Below are 17,634 nucleotides of genomic sequence, written 5' to 3'. Positions count from 1 at the left end.
ATCCAAAGAAGGAACCATGTATAAAGTCATAGATATTCCCGGACTAGTACCTTTCGTCCAGAAATACATCAGCAGCGGTTGGGAAGGAATTTCCACATTCAGCATTTTAGTAGTCATCGCCTTTTTAGCGGCTTCTTATTTTTTACCTAAGGAATTAGAAAGAAAACATCTGGAACCTGCTCATGCAGATTGGCTTTTGATCTTAGGAGTTTTTGGAACATTCGTAGGCGCTAAGATATTTTTTATCTTCGAGATCTGGGACCAAATATTCGTAGATACCCCAGGCTTCGACGGAATATACCTCTATCCACTCACCCACTTCGATGGATTCCCTGGTCGTCCAGGACTTTGGTCCAGTTTATTTTCCGGAAGTGGTTTGGTATTTTACGGAGGATTCCTTTTCGGGATCTTATTCATTAGCTTATACATGATCCAAAACAAATTGGATGTAAAAGCTTACCTGGACGCTACAATTCCAAGTATGGCATTGGGTTATGCAATAGGTAGATTAGGATGTTTTGTTTCCGGAGATGGTTGTTACGGATTTGCAACTCATTCAGACATTCCAGTTTTAACATTCACCTACTGGCCAACAAGTGCAGTTCCAAGTGGCGTTCCTGTCTGGAATACTCCAGTTATGGAATCAGCAGTATCCTTCTTGTTTTTTGTTTACTTCCAAAAATGGGCAAGATTCCAAAACTTCAAAAAATTCAGCTTAGGTGCTCAGTATCTAATCCTACACGGATTTGCAAGATTAGCGATAGAGTTCTTAAGAGTAAATAAGGCAGTGATTCCATTCTTTGATCCTCCTGTTCAATCGAACATCCCAGGAGCAAATGGAGAAACTACTACCTTCTTAAATGGATATTACTGGCATGGATTTTCCCAATCTCAGTACGTATCAATTGCGATCATACTGGTAGGAGTATATTTCTTAGTGAAATGGAAACTCTGGGAAAAAGAACCAGTCCCAGCTTAAGAGAAATTCTCTGCGCCTCATTCACCTGAGGCGTGGATATTCTCCCCTTTGATCGTTCTGATCATATCTGCAGTATTCAAATAATTCGTAGTTTTAAAAAGGACCTTCCCATCCGAAGAGAAGATCACAAAGAATGGAAGTCCAATTTTCAATTCAGGGAATCTAGGATCATTCTCATATATTAGAAAATCCTTATCATCATCCTTGATCTTTAAAAGGATAGTTTTACCTAATGCCTGATTCAAATTCTGATCGGCAATGGTCAACTCTTCGAAAGCCTTACAATTAGAACACCAATCTGCATAAAAATCCACAAATACTAAACGATCTTCTGTTCGAGCAGTCTCGAATGCAGTATCAGAAATTCTATGCCACTCCAAATTTCCATGTTCTTCTACAAGATCCTTCTTGATCCCGCCTGGAACAACACCCCAACCTGCAAGTCGGATTAGGATAGCGCTAGAACAAATTAGTCCGGTAAGAATTAATGCCTTCTTCATTCTTTCTGTACGAAGATATGATGCCGGTTGGTAATAATATGCTGTGGCTAAAACTCCAAGAGCGGCGGCCAAGATCCCAAGACTCAAATCAGCAGGAACGGACCATAACTGCATTGCCTTATTATAATAAGACCATGCAAAATAGAAGACCACAAATCCTAAAACGATCTGTATCCATCTGGTCCATCTACCTCCACGAGGAAGAGAAAGCCCAAACACTCCTAAAAATAAAAACGGTAATCCTAAACCAAGTCCGAACAACGCCATCTTAAATGCAGAAACTGCTAAAGAATAAACACTGATACTTTGGACCCCGGCAGTCACTTGGATGAGAATCGCAACTACGATCGGCCCCACGCAAGGAGAAGATAAAAAGCCTGCTCCCATTCCCAAAAGGAAGGTCCCCTTCCAGCCTTGGCAGCCTTTCCATTCTTTCACTGGAAAAATCGGTAAATGCAAAATTCCTAATGAAGCAAGTCCCAATAGAAAAATAATTACGGCTAAAAATAGATTTGTTCCCGGAAATCTTAGAACAGTATTAAACGCTCCACCTGAAACTCCAGCCACAAGACCGAAACAAAAATACATGGAAGCCAGCCCTGCATAATACACCAGAGGATGGAACATTTTGTTCGTGGCGGTTTCTCCCCTTGCTTTTATGATCCCGACAGTGATTGGATATAAAGGATAAACGCAAGGAAGAAGGCTCGCACATAATCCTCCCAAGACTAGGAAGATCGCAGAATTAAATCCGAACTCAGAACCTGAAATTCCGGTTTCCAGCCATCTGTTTAGAGAAGACAGCCAGGATTCGGAGACTGCCTGAGATTGGGCCTGTAACGAGCTAGTTAGGAAAAAGAAGAATATTAGAAGTCCGGCTCTTAGGCCAAACATTGAGGAGAGAAGGATCCGAATTTTCTTCATGAGATGGACGATTAGACCCAAACAGGATTTGTCTTTCTCCTAAGATTCATTATCGGCTCCATAACCTCGAAACCAAGTTGCGATTTCTAAAAGTATGGTCAATCCTGAATTCCCGGAAGGACACCCTTAGATTTGGTCCGTACTTGTTTGGACGAAGCGGAAAGGTAGAAAGGACAGAAAAAGCCCGGCCCTTTTCTAAAAAAAGACCGGGTTTAAGACGGACAACTACTTCAGATGGCGAACTGAAGAGTGAGTGAGAAATAGGTACTATTTCGATCGAAATTGAATTGTTTTTGGTTTTTGATCGCGTCTCCCGCGTAAAGAACAGTGGCTCCTGCCCAAATCGAGAAGTAATCATTGATCTTCTTGATATAAATCAGATCATATTCCAGTAAAAGCCTGTGCCCAGGTTGCCAATTTTTCAGGAAAGGATTATTGCCGACGTTTTCAGTACTTCCAGCAACAGTCTTATTCCCGACAAAATTTCCGTTCGCATCATATCCCGTGCTTCCTGTAACTGCGTTTCTATTACCGTCATACCATGCGTCTTGGACTTTATCCTTGCGAATATCGTAAATTGCGAAAATGAACCTTCCCCAGGTTTCATCATAGTATTGGATATGAATGGAAGAAGTTCTTACGTTTGCCCAAAAGGCAGCGTTTGCAATACCGTTTCCTGAGTCGAAATAAGGGAATCCACCGGATCTTGTAGCGAATAAAGGATCCCAAGTTGCAGATTTTCCATCAGTTCTGTTCGGGTCGCCGGAAGCTCTTGCGAATTGAACTCCCACACGGAAACCTTTGTAGGTATAGCCTGTTTGAGCCAAGAAGAAGGAAGCGTCATGCTGAACTGTTTCCTTGTAGGCGGCATGTTTGTTTGCGCCGGTTCCAATGGTAGTATTCAGAGTATCCCAAGAAGCGTTTATTGTCTGACCGGTGCTTCCTGTTTGGGCTGCATATTCTAAACCCCAGTCCCAAGATTTTCCTGCAGGAAGACTACGACCGGAAGCAGTTCTATTGCTCAAACGAAAACCTGTGGTGAATAGATTATCTCTACCGTTTGTTCTTAAATTTGGATCTACGAGAGGACCGGAAGCTGTAGTAGTATTATATTTTTTGATAACACCGATCTCATACAGATCCACCACTAATTCTTCGGAAGGTTTCCAGGAATTATATAAGAAAGCAAGGTAAGTATCATTAAGCGCACTTGCCCCACTGACTTTCTGGCTATTTGCGGTTACAAATCCGTTAGGACCATTACTCTCTTCCGCAAGAACAGTATAACCTGCATGTGTAGACCATGTTTTGGTATCAAATGCAACTCTTACCCCATCGAAAGAGTTACCGATCTGACTATCATTCCGGGCACCGATGATCCTGGAATCTCCGTAAGAGAAAACCTGACGACCTAAATACATTTTTGTATAAGGAAGGAAATCTTTCCAGATCACATAAGCTTCTCGGACATCCGTATTATTTTTTACCGGGATCTGGCTTCCGGGAGCATACGCTGTCCCGATAGAATTCGTAAATGAAGTAGGACCATATCCTGTTCCACTTGGATCTTTATATTGCCCATAAAGACGAGTGTCTTGGATGGTTAATTTCACCGCGAAAGATTCATTTATATCCAAAAGAGTCCAGAACTGGCTATTTTGGGTAACGTAGTTTTTAGAATCACTTGTAGACTTATCAAAATCTTGGTTATTAAAATTTTCAAATCTAGGGCGGATCTGTATACCGAAACGAAGGTTATCTGTAATCCAAAGATTCGGATTCTTTTTAACTGAATCCTGGTGTTCCGGAGTTAAAAGTAAGGTACCAAGTAATTCTCCGTCTAATTTACCTTTCCAAGGACTTTTATATGGAGGAGCAGGAGGTTTTTCCTTCTCCTTATCTTTGTCCTTAGCATCTGCATTACTAGTCGTAGTTGCCGCAGGAGTTTGGGTAGAAGGAGCAGTATTTTTTTCTTCTGCAACAGACTTGGTTGGAGTAATCTCCGCCTGTGTCACTGTCTCCTGTTTAGGAGGCTCCACACCTTGGGCCCATAGGGTTCCCAATCCGAAAAGTCCGAAGGACAAAAAGAGTCGGACTGGCAAGAGTGAATTTTTTTTGTTCCGACTCGGTCGGCTTGTAACTGTATTTTTTAACATATGGGGAGTCCCTTATTTTGGATTAAAATCCAATATAGCGGATATAAATTAGAGTTTAACAGATTCTGTAAACAATTTATTTGATATTTTCCAGGATTTTTTGGTCCTCAGTCGCTTTTTTAAATTAAAAACCCTTATTCTATATGACGATTTGTCATTTCCTCTGCTAAAGTAGAATCTTCCGAGACTTCTTTTCCATCCAGGATTGCGCAGAAAGACCGATAGAATAAGATAGAATGCAGAAAAGAATAAGGCACATAACGCGGGTCTGGATACTCATTTTTCTGCTATTCTCCCCTACATTACAAAATTTGAACCCAATCCCTGTCTCCATCAGCACAGAACCGGACTTGGATTATAATTACGAATACGAGAAGAATGGTGTATATACCAAGTTTTCAGACTGGGTCCCCTATAAACTCCATAAATGGGAGCCAAAGTTTTTAGAAGATTATTACGAGATGTATGGTCTCAAACTTCATTATAAAGAGAATGAACTCAGACGGAATATATTCTTCTTAAAAGCCGGATTACAAAAGAGATTCCGCCATCCAAGAAATGCACTCTGTAGAGTAACTAACGAAGAAGAATATCATAAATATAGACTTCTGATCTTTATGCACATGAATCTGCAGATTATGCGGTCCTATATGAGGATCGCTTCTCAATTCGACAAAAGGCATTTATATTTTTATAATTTAGATTTTGCCCACGAGTTGAAACAATCCTTCGAAGTAGCCGATTCATTTTACAAAGAAGCTATTCCCTATTGGGAAGCTTCCAGAAAATACGCAGACCAAGCTTCAGAGATAGATTATGATCTGGATTTAGGCACGATCGAAACGGAAAGATACGAGATCATTACCGGCAAATTAGACTTTGGACAAATAATCTCCGATCATAGAGAAAGGCTGACAAAAAAAAGAGAAACTGTGGGGGCGTATTTGGCAAAATACCCGGAAGCAGATAAGCCAAACCTGGATCAGATCCCTTAAAATTAGTCATAGTTCTTCAAAACAAAAAGTATCGATCCTAAACTTTAAAGCCGAATCAATTCCCAGTTGTTTTCTTTAATCTTTTGATCAACAAACTCTGATGAACTTAAATAGATTGTTAGGACTTTAATAGATTCATTGAGCGGAATCCATAGCAGATTTACAGACTGTACGCTTGCAATTTCTTCCGCAGAGATATAAGGAAAAAAATTCCTTAAAACCACTTCCTTATTTATCTTTAAACGAGGTATTCTTGAGCTTATAACAGCTGCCTCAACAGGAAATTGACCTTCAAAATCATCCGTGAGATTAATTACCGGATGACCAATGATTAAATTGACTTGTTGTTCCTTTAGATAGTTTATCTTAGAAAATCTCTTGTGACCACTCTTCATATATTCTGCGGCAAGGAATTTATCAGGATTTCGAACATTAGAATCCATTAAACCTAGCATATCTAACGTATAAAGTTTTGAATAATAAGGAATAACACCTGCGGGTGTTAAAGCAATTTTGACTTGCGAATTTCCAAAATATTCCTGGAATTTTTTACCGATCAAACTCCAATTTTCATATGGAGATTTCAAATGCCTTTCCAGCATACGAGTAGTTTCAACTGTTGAAAAATTCGAGATGGGCTCCGGAAAGAATCTATCTTGTAATCTGAAATAATAGGAAGAAATACTAGTAACAATTAGCATCGAGCCTATCAATAAACCGGCCTTTGCTTGTTCTCGATAAATAAGGAACAAAGCCAATACTATTGGTGGGAGAATAGGTATTATGAATCGAAATTCCATAAAATCCCCTCCAACCCAGAGTATATATAAAGAGATCAATCCAACCAAGAGTCCGATATAACCTAAAAAGGAATAAAATTTGAAATTCGATTTATAAAACGCGAATAGGATCCCTAAAATTAAAAATGGGCCAAGAGAATATATAGATAAGAATATTTGAAAATATTCCAATCCCGCTATGAAAGTATCCGCATTTTTACCGCCTACTTTGGCGTTAAATGTATTCGGTAAAATATTACCGTAATAGCTCAATTTCCATAATAACCAAGCACCGACAATCAATGCGAAAGGAATAGAAATTAAGGCTAAAAATCGAATCAACTCACCTTTTTGATTCCTTACTTTATAAAGTAAAAAAAGTCCCGTAGCCACAGCTACTAAACCTGCATCCATTCGAGTAAGGACCAATAATGCAAGGGCAATACTCATTAGAATCAAAGATAAAGCCGAATACTTAGATTGATCATAAATCTTTAATGTAATATAAGAAACGATGCTGATCAAAAAAGTAATTAACGAAGTTTCGAGCCCCCCCGTCGCATACGAAGAAAAAGAGTAATTAAAACCTAATAAAAAGAGAAAGCCTATTATATAAAATTCATTGGATTTGAATAAGGACTTAGCGATCCTAAACCAGACCAATAAGGTCCCTAAATAGAAAAATAGACCCAATTGAATGGAAAACTTTTCAGGAGGTATTCCAAGCGAGATTCCTAGAGAAACTAATAACATCCAAAGAAAGTTAGTGTATCCTTCTAGATATTCTCCGGGATTGAATACTATTCCAAGTCCATTTATAAAATTTTCCGAATACCGAAAAGTTATGAATGCATCGTCTTGTAAAAATTTATTTAAATACGCAAAGTAAGTGGACCATACTATAATGATAAACGGTGCTACTTTAAGAAATATTTCCTTGAATCTATTCAGCTTGAATTCTTTCAAAAAATTGTTATTCATTACAGAACATCCATTAAGTAAAATCACCTATTATAGGATGTCTATACTTTTAGTTTTATCACATTTGTCAAGATGTCAAGGACGGGGTAATCGAAATGAAATCCCCTTCTCAAATAAAAAACCCCGAGAAATCTCGGGGTTTTTTAATCCATACTGAATTCTTACGATTAGCAAGAATAAGTAGTAAGGAACTCGAATGGGTGAGGACGTCCTTCCCAAGGCCAAATTTCGGTTTCGAATTTGTAAGCTTTGTAGGTTTGGATGAACTCTTCGGTAAATACATTTCCTTTTTTGAAAATTTCTTTACCTGCCAACATATGCTCAACTGCTTCTCTAAGAGTGTGAGGCATTTGTTGGATTCCCTTCTCGCGGATCTCGTCCAGAGAAAGTTCGAACAAGTCTTCTTCCCGAGGTGGTCCCGGATCGATCTTGTTCTGGATTCCATCAAGTCCTGCCATAAGCAATGCAGCAAATGCAAGGTAAGGGTTCGCAGAAGAATCTGGGAAGCGGAACTCAACACGTTTAGCTTTTTCACCGCTAACGAACGGAATTCTCGCGCAAGCGGAACGGTTCTGAGCAGAGTAAGCTAAGATCGCAGGAGCTTCGAATCCTGGAAGAAGTCTTTTGTAAGAGTTAGTAGAAGCGTTAGTGAAAGCTGCTACGGTTTTTCCGTGCTTCAATACACCACCGGTATAGTTAAGAGCTAATTCGCTCAAACCTTGGTATCCGTTTCCTGCAAACAGGTTTTTGCCGTCTTTCCAAATAGATTGGTGGCAGTGCATACCGTTACCGTTGTCTCCGTAAAGAGGTTTAGGCATGAAGGTTGCAGTTTTTCCCCATTTATGAGCTACGTTCTTAACAACATATTTCAGTTTTTGAACGTTATCTGCCGCTTCTATAAGAGTTCCGAATTTAACTCCGATCTCTCCTTGAGCCTGAGCAACCTCGTGGTGAACCACGAAAGTTTCCATTCCGATCTTATGAAGAGTTTTAACGATGTCAGCACGAAGATCCACTTGTGAATCCACAGGAGCTACTGGGAAGTAACCACCTTTGGTTCCTGGACGGTGTCCAGTGTTGATGGAACCTGGCATGTCAGTGTGAGAGTTCCAAATACCTTCGGAAGATTCTAATTCATAATACTGAATATTGATCGCGTCTCTTACTTTCAAACCGTCGAAAAGGAAAAATTCATTTTCTGGTCCGAAATAAACAGTGTCGCCGATCCCGGTATCTTTCAGGTATTTCACCGCATTTTTAGCGATGGAACGAGGGCATTTTTCGTAAGCTTGGTTTTTATAGATGTCCCAAACGTCGCAGAATACTACAAGAGTAGGATCTGCAGTGAACGGATCCAAAAAGATGGAAGTTGGGTCAGGGATCAACTGCATGTCCGATTTGTGGATCGGCTGCCAAGCAGGGATGGAAGAACCGTCAAAAGGAAGTCCTTTTAGAGTGTCTTCTTCTACTGAATCTACGTGGTAAGAAACGTGGTGCCAAGCTCCTTTAATATCCGTAAAACGGAAATCGTAGAAAAGAACCTTGTTCGCTTTTGCGAAAGCGATCACTTCTGCGGCATTTTTCGCCATTGATACTTATCTCCTATATGTTTGTACTAGGGGTCTCTAATTCGCACGCGAAAAGCGTGTCCTGCTTAAGCTTATGCAAAAGATGTGCCAAATCCTAATACCCATCTTGCAAGTATCTTCCTTCCCAATAAAAAAAGGATGAGCCCCTTGAAAAGCAGTCCATGCTCAGGCTAAAAATCCTTGAACCTGAGGCAATCAGTAAAAAACTCCGATTGAATGGATTCGATAGAATTTTCAAACCTAAGGTTTTGGATCTATCTGTCCTTTGTCTTGCGCTAGTTTGGTACACTACGCTCAAAATATAATCATGGGAGAAACCATGCAGACCCTTGCCAAATGGCCCAGTCCATCAGAGCTATCTTTTTCAGATGGGAGAGATACCCAAACAGGAATTCCAGAACCAAAAGAATATTTTCAAACTGTGTTGGCATGGGCAAAGGAGAATGGAGCAGAAGAATACTTTTTAGTTCCGCTGGAAGAATGGGTTCCTTCTTCGAAACTGCTTTCTACACTCCCCTCTTATCCGATCCGCACCCAAGTAGATATTCTCGATTCAGTTACCTTCTCCTATTTAATTCCTCCGGTATTATTCGGAAAAAAAATATGCTTTTGGACTTCAGAAGGAGCTAGCTTAACCGACTCTTATATTCATGTTTTAGAAAAAATCGAAAGATCCGAAGAGCAACTCAGCAAAATTTTCGGAATAAATATCCACTCTATCCCTGAAATCATTTGGAAAGAAGAAGAGAAACATTCGAATTCTCTACTCTTAGAAAGAAAATTATGGGGAAAAAAAGAAAATGGAAAAAGATACTCCTCTTCTTTCTCTTTAGCCAAAGCGTTTTTTGTAGGATCTTTGACAGATATCAGAGAAATTCACGAATACGAATTAGTATTTGGATCTTCTTCAGAGTTAGAAGAAACAATCCAAAAATTCTTATATAAAAGAGCAGATTCCAAATACTTCTCCCTTTTATCCTCTTTGGGAAAAATTGAATCCGAGAAGGGATTCGTTTTTAAACCCAAGATCCATTTTTCATTCGGACTACAACTTTTAATACTCGCCTGCGTTATTGCAGAAGCTTATGAGGAATTAGTTTCTCGTTGGATCCAAGAAAGGCCGCAAGTAAAAGATGCGTTGAGCAAATTAGAAGAATGGACTGGGAAAGAATTTCATCCCAAAACTGAAGCAGGAATGGAAGCGATCTTTGAAGAAAGAGTCGTTCATTTATTGGATAAATATTCAGGTAGAACGGACAGATTCCTTCTAAAAAGATTAGAACAAGAATATTCACATTCTCAAAAAGATTTATCAGAACATTTCCAACTCAGGAAGAAGGAGTTAGAGGAAAAACTGATCCCCGACCTTCTCTCTCAAGTAGAATCTCATTCTAAACTTTCCTTTCCGGAAGAATTAAAAACGGAGTGGGAAAATTTAGGAAAAACATTACAGATTCGTCTAGAAAATCTTCTATTAGAAAGAAAAAATTTACCAAATCCGGAGCAAAAAGGGAACGGAAAAACGCCCGAAAGCTGGAACATTCTAATCGGGCAAAGGTCAGATTAAAGAATATAAGGCCAGTTTATCCTAGGAAGGTTTCGAATCTCCCGGAGAGAAATCTTTGACAATGCCGGTATTTCAAAAAAAATGACCGGTAAATACCTTTCAAAGGTATTTCCTAGGAATAACGGCGACGTAGCTCAGCTGGTTAGAGCAACGGAATCATAATCCGCAGGTCCGGGGTTCGAATCCCTGCGTCGCTAGGTCCTTTGGAGAAAACACACCAATGAAAAAAACAATCCTCGCAACCCTAATCTTGCTAGCTACGGTTTTCACCGGATTCTCCTCCGTTTCCGCTCAAAGCCAAGCATGCAACCAGATCTGTGATTTTTACACAACCTGCGTAGAAGGGCAAAAAAAGCTTAGCGCTGCAGATAAACAAAAAGTGGGAGCCGGTTGTTTAAATACCTGCCGCAAAAATTATGCAGCAGTTACTTCTTGTTATGAAACTCATTCAGGCCAATGTACACCTTTTAATAGCTGCTTAATGGACAGTTACAAAGGTAAAAAATAATCATTAACCAATTCGATCGGGTACCTGAAAAAATGCCCGATCGAAATCCTTAAATACCGGATCGAGTCCCTTCTTCTTTAACATCTCAGTAAATTCTTCGATCTTTCTAGAATCCTCTATTTCGAATTGTTTTAATTCTTCTCCACCTGAATAACCTCCAGGATCTGTTCTGGATTCCACAGACATATGTGTGATCGGCATTCCTGCTAGATGATTTCTCATTCGAATAGATTCTCTTGTGGATTGAATAAGTCCGCTGTCCGGTAAAAAAAGCCGAAGCGCGAATAAAAATCGAACATACTCTCTGTCAGACACAAAAATTGTCTTATCGAACTCACCTTCTGCCGGTCTCATCCGTGGAAGAGAAATTTGGATAGTAGTTCTCCAATATTTTTTGGAAAGATAATGTGCATGTTCAGCAAGACGGAACATTTCTCCATAAGGATCCGAAAGTCCAAGAAGTGCACCTACTCCGATACGCCTGAAACCGGCCAGGCCTCCCCTGTCAGGTGCATCCAGCCTGTATCTCATATTCTTTTTCATCCCTCGAAGATGATACTTGGCATAAACCTCCGGATCATAGGTCTCTTGGTAGACTACTAAACCTTCTACCCCTTCCCCAATCAATACCTCGTATTTTTCTCGGTCCATCGGATAAATTTCTATGGAGATGGAATCAAAATAGGATTTTAAGATACGAACTGAAGATCTGAGATATTCTAAATTTGTGATGGAATAGTCTTCTCCAGTTAGGATAAGAAGATGTCGAATTCCCTTGGAATGTAGGACTTCCGACTCGGCACGGATTTCGGATTCGTTTAAAGTTTTTCTCGGGATCTTATTTTCAAAACTGAATCCGCAATAAATGCAAGAAGACCTGCACTCATTGGAAAGATACATCGGCATATAGAGAGAAATTGTATTACCGAATCTTTTTTGGGTCCAGCCTAAGGAAAGTTCCGCCATTTTTTCCAAATAAGAATCAGCAGATGGATGTATTAAAGAGAGATATTCTTCGAAATTGAGTGCTTTTCCAGAATGGGAAATATGTAGTGCAGATTCTATATCTAATTTAGATTTAGATAATACTCTTTCCTTCGCTTCTGAGAAGGAGATTTGGTCAAATAACTCCGTGTACATTTCTAGATTCTTCTTCTAAAAATCCTGTGAGCGGACTGGACGCGGACGCTTTTGGGGATGTGGATATTCCGAAATTGGAGTATAATCTGGAGATCCTTCCTGCTTCTGTTGCCAATTTGAAGGCGTATGCTGTTTTTGCGGGATCTTTTGCAATCGCGATTGCAGTATTGACGAGTACTGCGTCTGCTCCAAGTTCCATTGCTTGCGCGGCATGAGAAGGTAGTCCGAGTCCTGCATCTACGACCACCGGTACATTGGATTGTTCAATGATAATTTCTAAATTTGCCAAGGTGCGGATCCCTTGGTTGGTCCCAATTGGAGAACCTAAAGGCATTACTGTAGCACAACCTGCTTCTTCTAAATGTTTACATAAAATTGGATCTGCGTTGATATAAGGTAGGACATTAAATCCTTCTTTTACTAAGATCTTTGCGGCCTTTAAAGTCTCGATAGGATCAGGAAGAAGGTAAACTGGATCAGGGGTCACTTCAAGTTTTACCCAATTTCCCCCGCCGAGTTCACGAGAAAGTCTCGCTAGGCGGACAGCTTCTTCTGCATCCCTTGCACCACTTGTATTAGGTAAAAGCAATATTCTTTCTCGGTCAATTCTCGAAAGAATATCGTCTTCTTGTGAATTCAGATCCACTCTGCGCAAAGCAACAGTCACCACTTCCGTTTCCGAAGAACGGATCGCCTGCTCCAAAGCAGCACCGGAAGAGAACTTGCCAGTGCCTAAAAACAGCCTGGATTTGAACCTTCTGCCTGCGATGATTAGATCGTCTGATTCCGCCACAATTCCAGATTATACTGCTTCGGTCGCTCTTCCAGCAAAATCTCTGGCTTCATCCAGTCTCAAGCTGATAATTTTGGAAATCCCAGGCTCTTCGTTTGTGACTCCGAAAATGGAATTTGCCCGATGTATCGTAGACTGTGCGTGAGTGATCACCACGAACTGGGACTTGTCCTTGAACTTATCCAAGATCTGGCAGAAACGAAGTTTATTCGCTTCGTCGAGGGCCGCATCTATCTCATCCAAGAAACAGAATGGAGAAGGTTTTACCATATAAATCGCAAACAAGAGTGCTATCGCAGTTAGTGATTTTTCTCCACCGGAAAGTAGTCTCAGGTTTTGAACATGTTTGCCAGGAGGTTCTGCCATGATCTCGATACCTGCGTTTAAGCTGTCCTCTCCGTCCACGAGTTCCAGCATCGCTTTTCCACCGTTGAACAAAGTGGAGAATGTTTCCTGGAAGTTTTCTCTGATCCTTTCGAATGTTTCTCTAAAAAGTTTTTCAGACTCTTCGTTGATGTTTTTCAGGATCTCTGTGATATCATTTTTAGATCTTTCTATATCTTCTTTTTGAGTACGATGATGTTCGTAGATCTCTTTTACGTTTCTATATTCTTCGATAGAAAGAGGATTAATGGAACCAAGCATTTGGATGTCGGATTTCAAACGTTTAAGTTTAGTCTCACTTTCCCCTTTTTCAGGTTTTCTATCCTTAAACTCGTCAGCAAGTTCTTGCTCAGAAATAGAATAATCATTGTACAATTCTTCTGAGAAAGACTCCAGTTGGACCTTATAAACAGAAACTGCCTTTTCCTTTTCGGTTAAGATAGGGAATAAGTTCTTATAGTCCTCTTGATTTTTCTGGATCTCGTTTTTAAGACCTTGGATCTCTTTTACAATATTTCGAAGTGCTTCTTTTTCAGAATCGAGTGCACGGCTCATTTCCAAAAATTCGTTGTATCTGTTCTCGATCTGTTGTTCCAGTTCGATCACTTCTTTTTCGAATTCTGTTTTTTTAGCGCCTAGAGTTTTAATGGATTCTTGAGCGGCCAGAATTCTCTTTTGGGTTTCTTCTATCCTTACAGAAAGTGACTTTGCGGATTCTAACTTCGAATTCTTTTCGGAATTTAATTCTAAAATTCGTTTTTCTAAATATACGATCTTCTCACGGATATTCTCCGCTTCTTCTCTCAATGACTCGATTGATAATCCGGATTCTTTGATAGAACGTGTCAGATTTTCGTTCTCTAAGATCAGATCTTCTATCTCTTGGTCTAATCCTTCTTTTTGGGATAAAAATCCATCTCTATCAAATAATAAGGTACGGATACTATCTTCTAAGGAGAAATATTCCCCCAATTGAGATCTAAACTTTTCAGTTTCCAATTTCCCGGCAAGGTAAGAGATCTTGTTTTTAGTCTCTTCTCCTGTATAAGAATCCAATGCGGATTTCAGTTCCGATTCTACAGAATGGATCCTGTCCGCTTCTCCCAGTAGGAGTTCCTTCAGGCGGTTTCTTTCTTCCTCTGTGGATTGGGCTTCTTTTTTGCGGGATTCCAATTGCGAGATCAGATCAAAAATAACTTCTTTTAATCTTTCTCGGAGCTCCACATGTCGTTTGTCATTGGACTGGATCCGAGTTTCCTTGTCTTGGATGGAAGTATTCTCCGCTTCTATCTTCGATTCGATCTCTGTTTTATTTTTACGAAGATCTTCGATCCCTAACTCCAGGGATTTACTTTCTCCTTCTAGATCGATCGCTTCTTTTTCTAATTTTTCTTTATCGATCTGTAGAAGGCTTTGGGCAGACTCTTCTTTCGTTAAGGATTCTCTAATATCAGAAATTCGATCAGAATAATCTAGGATAATACCCTTATTGCTCTCAACCTTATCTTTTTGGATCTGTGTTTGGGTGAGATGATCCAAAAGTTTTTTGTCGATCTCGGCAACCTTCTTCTCCAAGTCGGACTTATGATGATCCAGCTCTTCGATCCTTCCTGTTTCGGCTGAAATCATTTCTAAAAGAACTCGGTTCTTTTCTTTGATCTCTTTTAATTCATTCTCAGAAGTCTCATGTTTTCTAGTTAAGGTAGAGAATTTGATATATCGGATGATCTTATCGGTTTCATCCAACTCTTGTTTGAGTTTGAAATACTCTTCTGCCTTCTCGGCTTGTTTTTCCTTAACTTCCATCTCCTTCTTCATCGTATTCATAATATCTTGGATACGAAGAAGGTTTTGGTTCGTGTCGGAAAGTTTTTTAAGAGCCTCTTGTCTTTCCATCTTAAATCTGGAAATACCTGCGGCCTCTTCGAAGATCAGTCTTCTCTCTTCCGGTTTAGAGTGAAGGATACGATCCACTTTTCCCTGTTCCATGATAGAATAACTTGATTTTCCGATACCTGTATCGAGTAGGATCTTTTCGATCTCTTTACGTTGTACACGAGAATCGTTTATTAGATATTCGTTATTTCCATCCGCATATAATCTGCGGGTCAATTTGATGGTTGGATAATCCATCTTGATAAGTTTGGAAGAATTATCAAAAACTACGCTGACTTCCGCGAAACCGGCAGGCTTACGAGCTTCGGAACCGTGGAAGATAACATCGTCCATCTTATCACCACGAAGACCTTTGGCGGATTTTTCGCCAAAGACCCATTTTAAAGCGTCGACTATATTCGATTTTCCGGAACCGTTAGGTCCTACAACTGCGGTAAATCCCGGATCGAGAAGAACTTCTGTCTCGTCCGCAAAGGTCTTGAATCCAACAATATTCAGGCTTTTGAGATACATATGTATTTTTGTGTTTCTTTGGGAAATTGATTGCAAGTGACCAGAATCGGGCGGACTCTGGAATGCTTAGGAGTATTATGTCTCACGATCTCCCGGAAAAAACAAGAGAAATATTCGGGAAAAAACCCTATCTCAGCCTGTATTTCCAAAATCCTCCAACTGAGATGTTGGAGTTCCGACTTGAGGCTGCCAAAAACCAAAATGAGTTTTTTCTCTCCAAAAAAGGGAGAGCCTTGGCAAGTGCAGTTGCGCCTCTTACACAAGCAAAACGCCAAGTTGATTCGGTTTCTATCCAATCCACGGATTTGGTCGCAGTTTTAGGGCTCGGTAACCCACATTTGATCCGAGAGGTAGAATCCAAATTAGAACCGGGACAAATTTTATTACTCATAGATAAAGACAGGGATCTACTCTTTCCACTTTGGGAAGACTGGTTGGAACCAGTTATGGAAGTTCCAGGAAGACATTTATTCTTGGGAGAAAATTCACTTTCTCTTCTTTGGAATTATTTGGAGTCCCTTCCTGTAGAAAGAGTTTCAGGCATCAGGATACTTAGGAACGCGGCAAGTGTTTCTCTGGAAGAAATGTTTTATGCCGAAACCGATATAAGACTTCGAAAAATTTTGTCTTCTAAGATGAGCGATCTACTCACCAAATTCGAGTTCGAAAGAATTTGGGTTAGGAACTCTCTTGTAAATACTGCAAACTTTTTATCACCACCAAGTCCTCGGACTAAAATAGAATCCCTAAAGGAAAAATTTAACGGGACACCTTCCCTACTCGTTTCCGCAGGACCGAACCTGCGCAGACAATGTGAATGGATCAAAAGTATACGAGATAAAGTTTTCGTGATGTCCTGTGATACTTCCCTTAAGGTCCTTCTTAAATATGGGATCATACCCGATGGAGTAATGACATTAGATGCACAAACTCATTCGGTATTCCATTTTTTGGGAGAAGATACATCGCCGATCCCTTTATTCGCGGACCTGGTCAGTTCCCCTCCTATATTAAGAAATTTGAAATTCAAGTCAATAGTGCATAGTATCACTGCAAAGTATTTAGTCGATGCTTCTGGAGAATTAAAAAGAGAAGCGACTGCGGGAAGTTCTAGTGCAGAATCTTTACTTGGCCCAATCGGCGACGTTCAATCCGGGGGAAGTGTTGCTACGACTGCATTTGACCTACTTAGAAGTCTCGGATGTAAACCGTGCTTTTTAGTAGGACAGGATTTGGCTTATTCAGGAAGAGAGATCCATTCTACGGGAACACACCATAATGAAAAATGGCTCACCTTAATTACCAGAAAAACAAGTTTAGAAAAAATTAATGAAGCAGTAGTCCGAAAAAGAGACACTAGATACGTTCCATCCGTAACAGGTGGAGAAGTGCTAACGGACTATGTGTTGGACTTATACAGACATTGGTTTGAAGAATCTTCCAATTCCTTGGACTTTCCAGTCTATAATGTAAACACCCAAGGTGCAAAAATAGAAAACGCAGAAAACATAGGACCGGAAGAAGCGACAAAAATCCTAAACGGGTTCAAAAATCATGAATACTTCTGGAAAGAATTCCCCGCCTGGAAACCTGAATGGATCCAGGAAACCTTAGTAGGATCGCCCACAGAATTCAAAAAAGAATTATTAGAAACAATAGATAAGATCAAAAATGAATTTTCCAAACCGGAAAAAAAAGAAAAACCTTATACAGATCTACTCTCTCTTTTCAGAGACACGTTAGGCAAATGGGAAGATCTAAGATATTTGATCCGAAAAACGGAAGTTTATATCCTTCGCCATAAAGATAAGTTGGACGAGGAAAGAAAAAAGCAGTTATTCCTGGGAGCTATTCTAAAAGAATTCACAATGCTTCGTAGAAAACTTCTGGCTGGAGAAAATTAGGAAGAAATTTAATCAGTATAAATAGA

Annotated in this window: 12 protein-coding genes and 1 tRNA gene; 6 read left to right on the top strand and 7 right to left on the bottom strand. The window is 39.9% G+C overall.

Features of this window, described 5'->3' with window-relative positions; all coding sequences use genetic code 11:
• Positions 1 to 16 precede the first annotated feature (16 nt).
• Positions 17 to 979: a prolipoprotein diacylglyceryl transferase gene (locus CH377_RS09315; RefSeq protein ID WP_100723545.1), complete on the top strand. Its 963-nt coding sequence runs from the start codon at positions 17 to 19 to the stop codon at positions 977 to 979.
• A gap of 17 nt (positions 980 to 996) precedes the next feature.
• Here CH377_RS09315 and CH377_RS09310 read toward each other — a convergent pair whose 3' ends face one another.
• Both CH377_RS09310 and CH377_RS09305 read right to left on the bottom strand, forming a co-directional pair.
• Positions 997 to 2,403 (bottom strand): cytochrome c biogenesis protein CcdA, encoded by a 1,407-nt coding sequence (locus tag CH377_RS09310; protein ID WP_100723652.1) that lies wholly within the window; start codon positions 2,401 to 2,403, stop codon positions 997 to 999.
• Between the two features lie 230 nt (positions 2,404 to 2,633).
• Positions 2,634 to 4,466, bottom strand: a complete 1,833-nt coding sequence (locus CH377_RS09305) for an alginate export family protein (RefSeq protein WP_243401980.1) — start codon at positions 4,464 to 4,466, stop codon at positions 2,634 to 2,636.
• A gap of 329 nt (positions 4,467 to 4,795) precedes the next feature.
• On the opposite strand from CH377_RS09305, the gene CH377_RS09300 reads away from it, so the two are divergent.
• Complete coding sequence (locus tag CH377_RS09300) at positions 4,796 to 5,554, top strand: hypothetical protein (protein ID WP_100723543.1); 759 nt, start codon at positions 4,796 to 4,798, stop codon at positions 5,552 to 5,554.
• A gap of 44 nt (positions 5,555 to 5,598) precedes the next feature.
• On the opposite strand, the gene CH377_RS09295 is transcribed toward CH377_RS09300, so the two are convergent.
• Entirely contained in the window at positions 5,599 to 6,747 is a 1,149-nt protein-coding gene (locus CH377_RS09295) for a hypothetical protein (protein ID WP_125172163.1), read from the bottom strand.
• 734 nt (positions 6,748 to 7,481) lie between these two features.
• Positions 7,482 to 8,903 carry a type I glutamate--ammonia ligase gene (gene glnA / locus CH377_RS09290; protein ID WP_100723541.1) on the bottom strand — a complete coding sequence of 474 codons (1,422 nt, stop codon included), beginning with the start codon at positions 8,901 to 8,903 and terminating at the stop codon, positions 7,482 to 7,484.
• A gap of 319 nt (positions 8,904 to 9,222) precedes the next feature.
• Here glnA and CH377_RS09285 point away from each other — a divergent pair, with 319 nt between their 5' ends.
• The 3 genes from CH377_RS09285 to CH377_RS09275 all read left to right on the top strand — a co-directional run bounded on the left by CH377_RS09285 (position 9,223) and on the right by CH377_RS09275 (position 10,978).
• Positions 9,223 to 10,470 carry a hypothetical protein gene (locus CH377_RS09285; RefSeq protein ID WP_100723651.1) on the top strand — a complete coding sequence of 416 codons (1,248 nt, stop codon included), beginning with the start codon at positions 9,223 to 9,225 and terminating at the stop codon, positions 10,468 to 10,470.
• Positions 10,471 to 10,593: 123 nt separating this feature from the next.
• Positions 10,594 to 10,667, top strand: a tRNA-Met gene (locus CH377_RS09280).
• A gap of 23 nt (positions 10,668 to 10,690) precedes the next feature.
• On the top strand, positions 10,691 to 10,978 hold the full coding sequence (locus CH377_RS09275) for a Cys-rich protein (RefSeq protein ID WP_100723540.1): 288 nt from the start codon (positions 10,691 to 10,693) through the stop codon (positions 10,976 to 10,978).
• A gap of 3 nt (positions 10,979 to 10,981) precedes the next feature.
• Here the strand turns inward: CH377_RS09275 and thiH are convergent, their stop codons facing one another.
• From thiH to CH377_RS09260, 3 genes are read right to left on the bottom strand one after another with little or no spacing between them, the layout of a single operon-like run.
• Complete coding sequence (gene thiH, locus CH377_RS09270; RefSeq protein ID WP_100723539.1) at positions 10,982 to 12,118, bottom strand: 2-iminoacetate synthase ThiH; 1,137 nt, start codon at positions 12,116 to 12,118, stop codon at positions 10,982 to 10,984.
• Complete coding sequence (locus tag CH377_RS09265) at positions 12,099 to 12,911, bottom strand: thiazole synthase (protein ID WP_100723538.1); 813 nt, start codon at positions 12,909 to 12,911, stop codon at positions 12,099 to 12,101. Before CH377_RS09265 ends, thiH begins: the two co-directional genes overlap by 20 nt.
• 9 nt (positions 12,912 to 12,920) lie before the next feature.
• On the bottom strand, positions 12,921 to 15,704 hold the full coding sequence (locus CH377_RS09260) for a chromosome segregation SMC family protein (RefSeq protein ID WP_100723537.1): 2,784 nt from the start codon (positions 15,702 to 15,704) through the stop codon (positions 12,921 to 12,923).
• Positions 15,705 to 15,781: 77 nt separating this feature from the next.
• On the opposite strand from CH377_RS09260, the gene CH377_RS09255 reads away from it, so the two are divergent.
• Positions 15,782 to 17,608 carry a motility associated factor glycosyltransferase family protein gene (locus CH377_RS09255; protein WP_100723536.1) on the top strand — a complete coding sequence of 609 codons (1,827 nt, stop codon included), beginning with the start codon at positions 15,782 to 15,784 and terminating at the stop codon, positions 17,606 to 17,608.
• Positions 17,609 to 17,634: the final 26 nt, after the last annotated feature.

The organism is Leptospira haakeii, assembly GCF_002812045.1.
Taxonomy (GTDB): domain Bacteria; phylum Spirochaetota; class Leptospiria; order Leptospirales; family Leptospiraceae; genus Leptospira_B; species Leptospira_B haakeii.
This window is presented reverse-complemented; position numbering and strand designations above follow the sequence as displayed.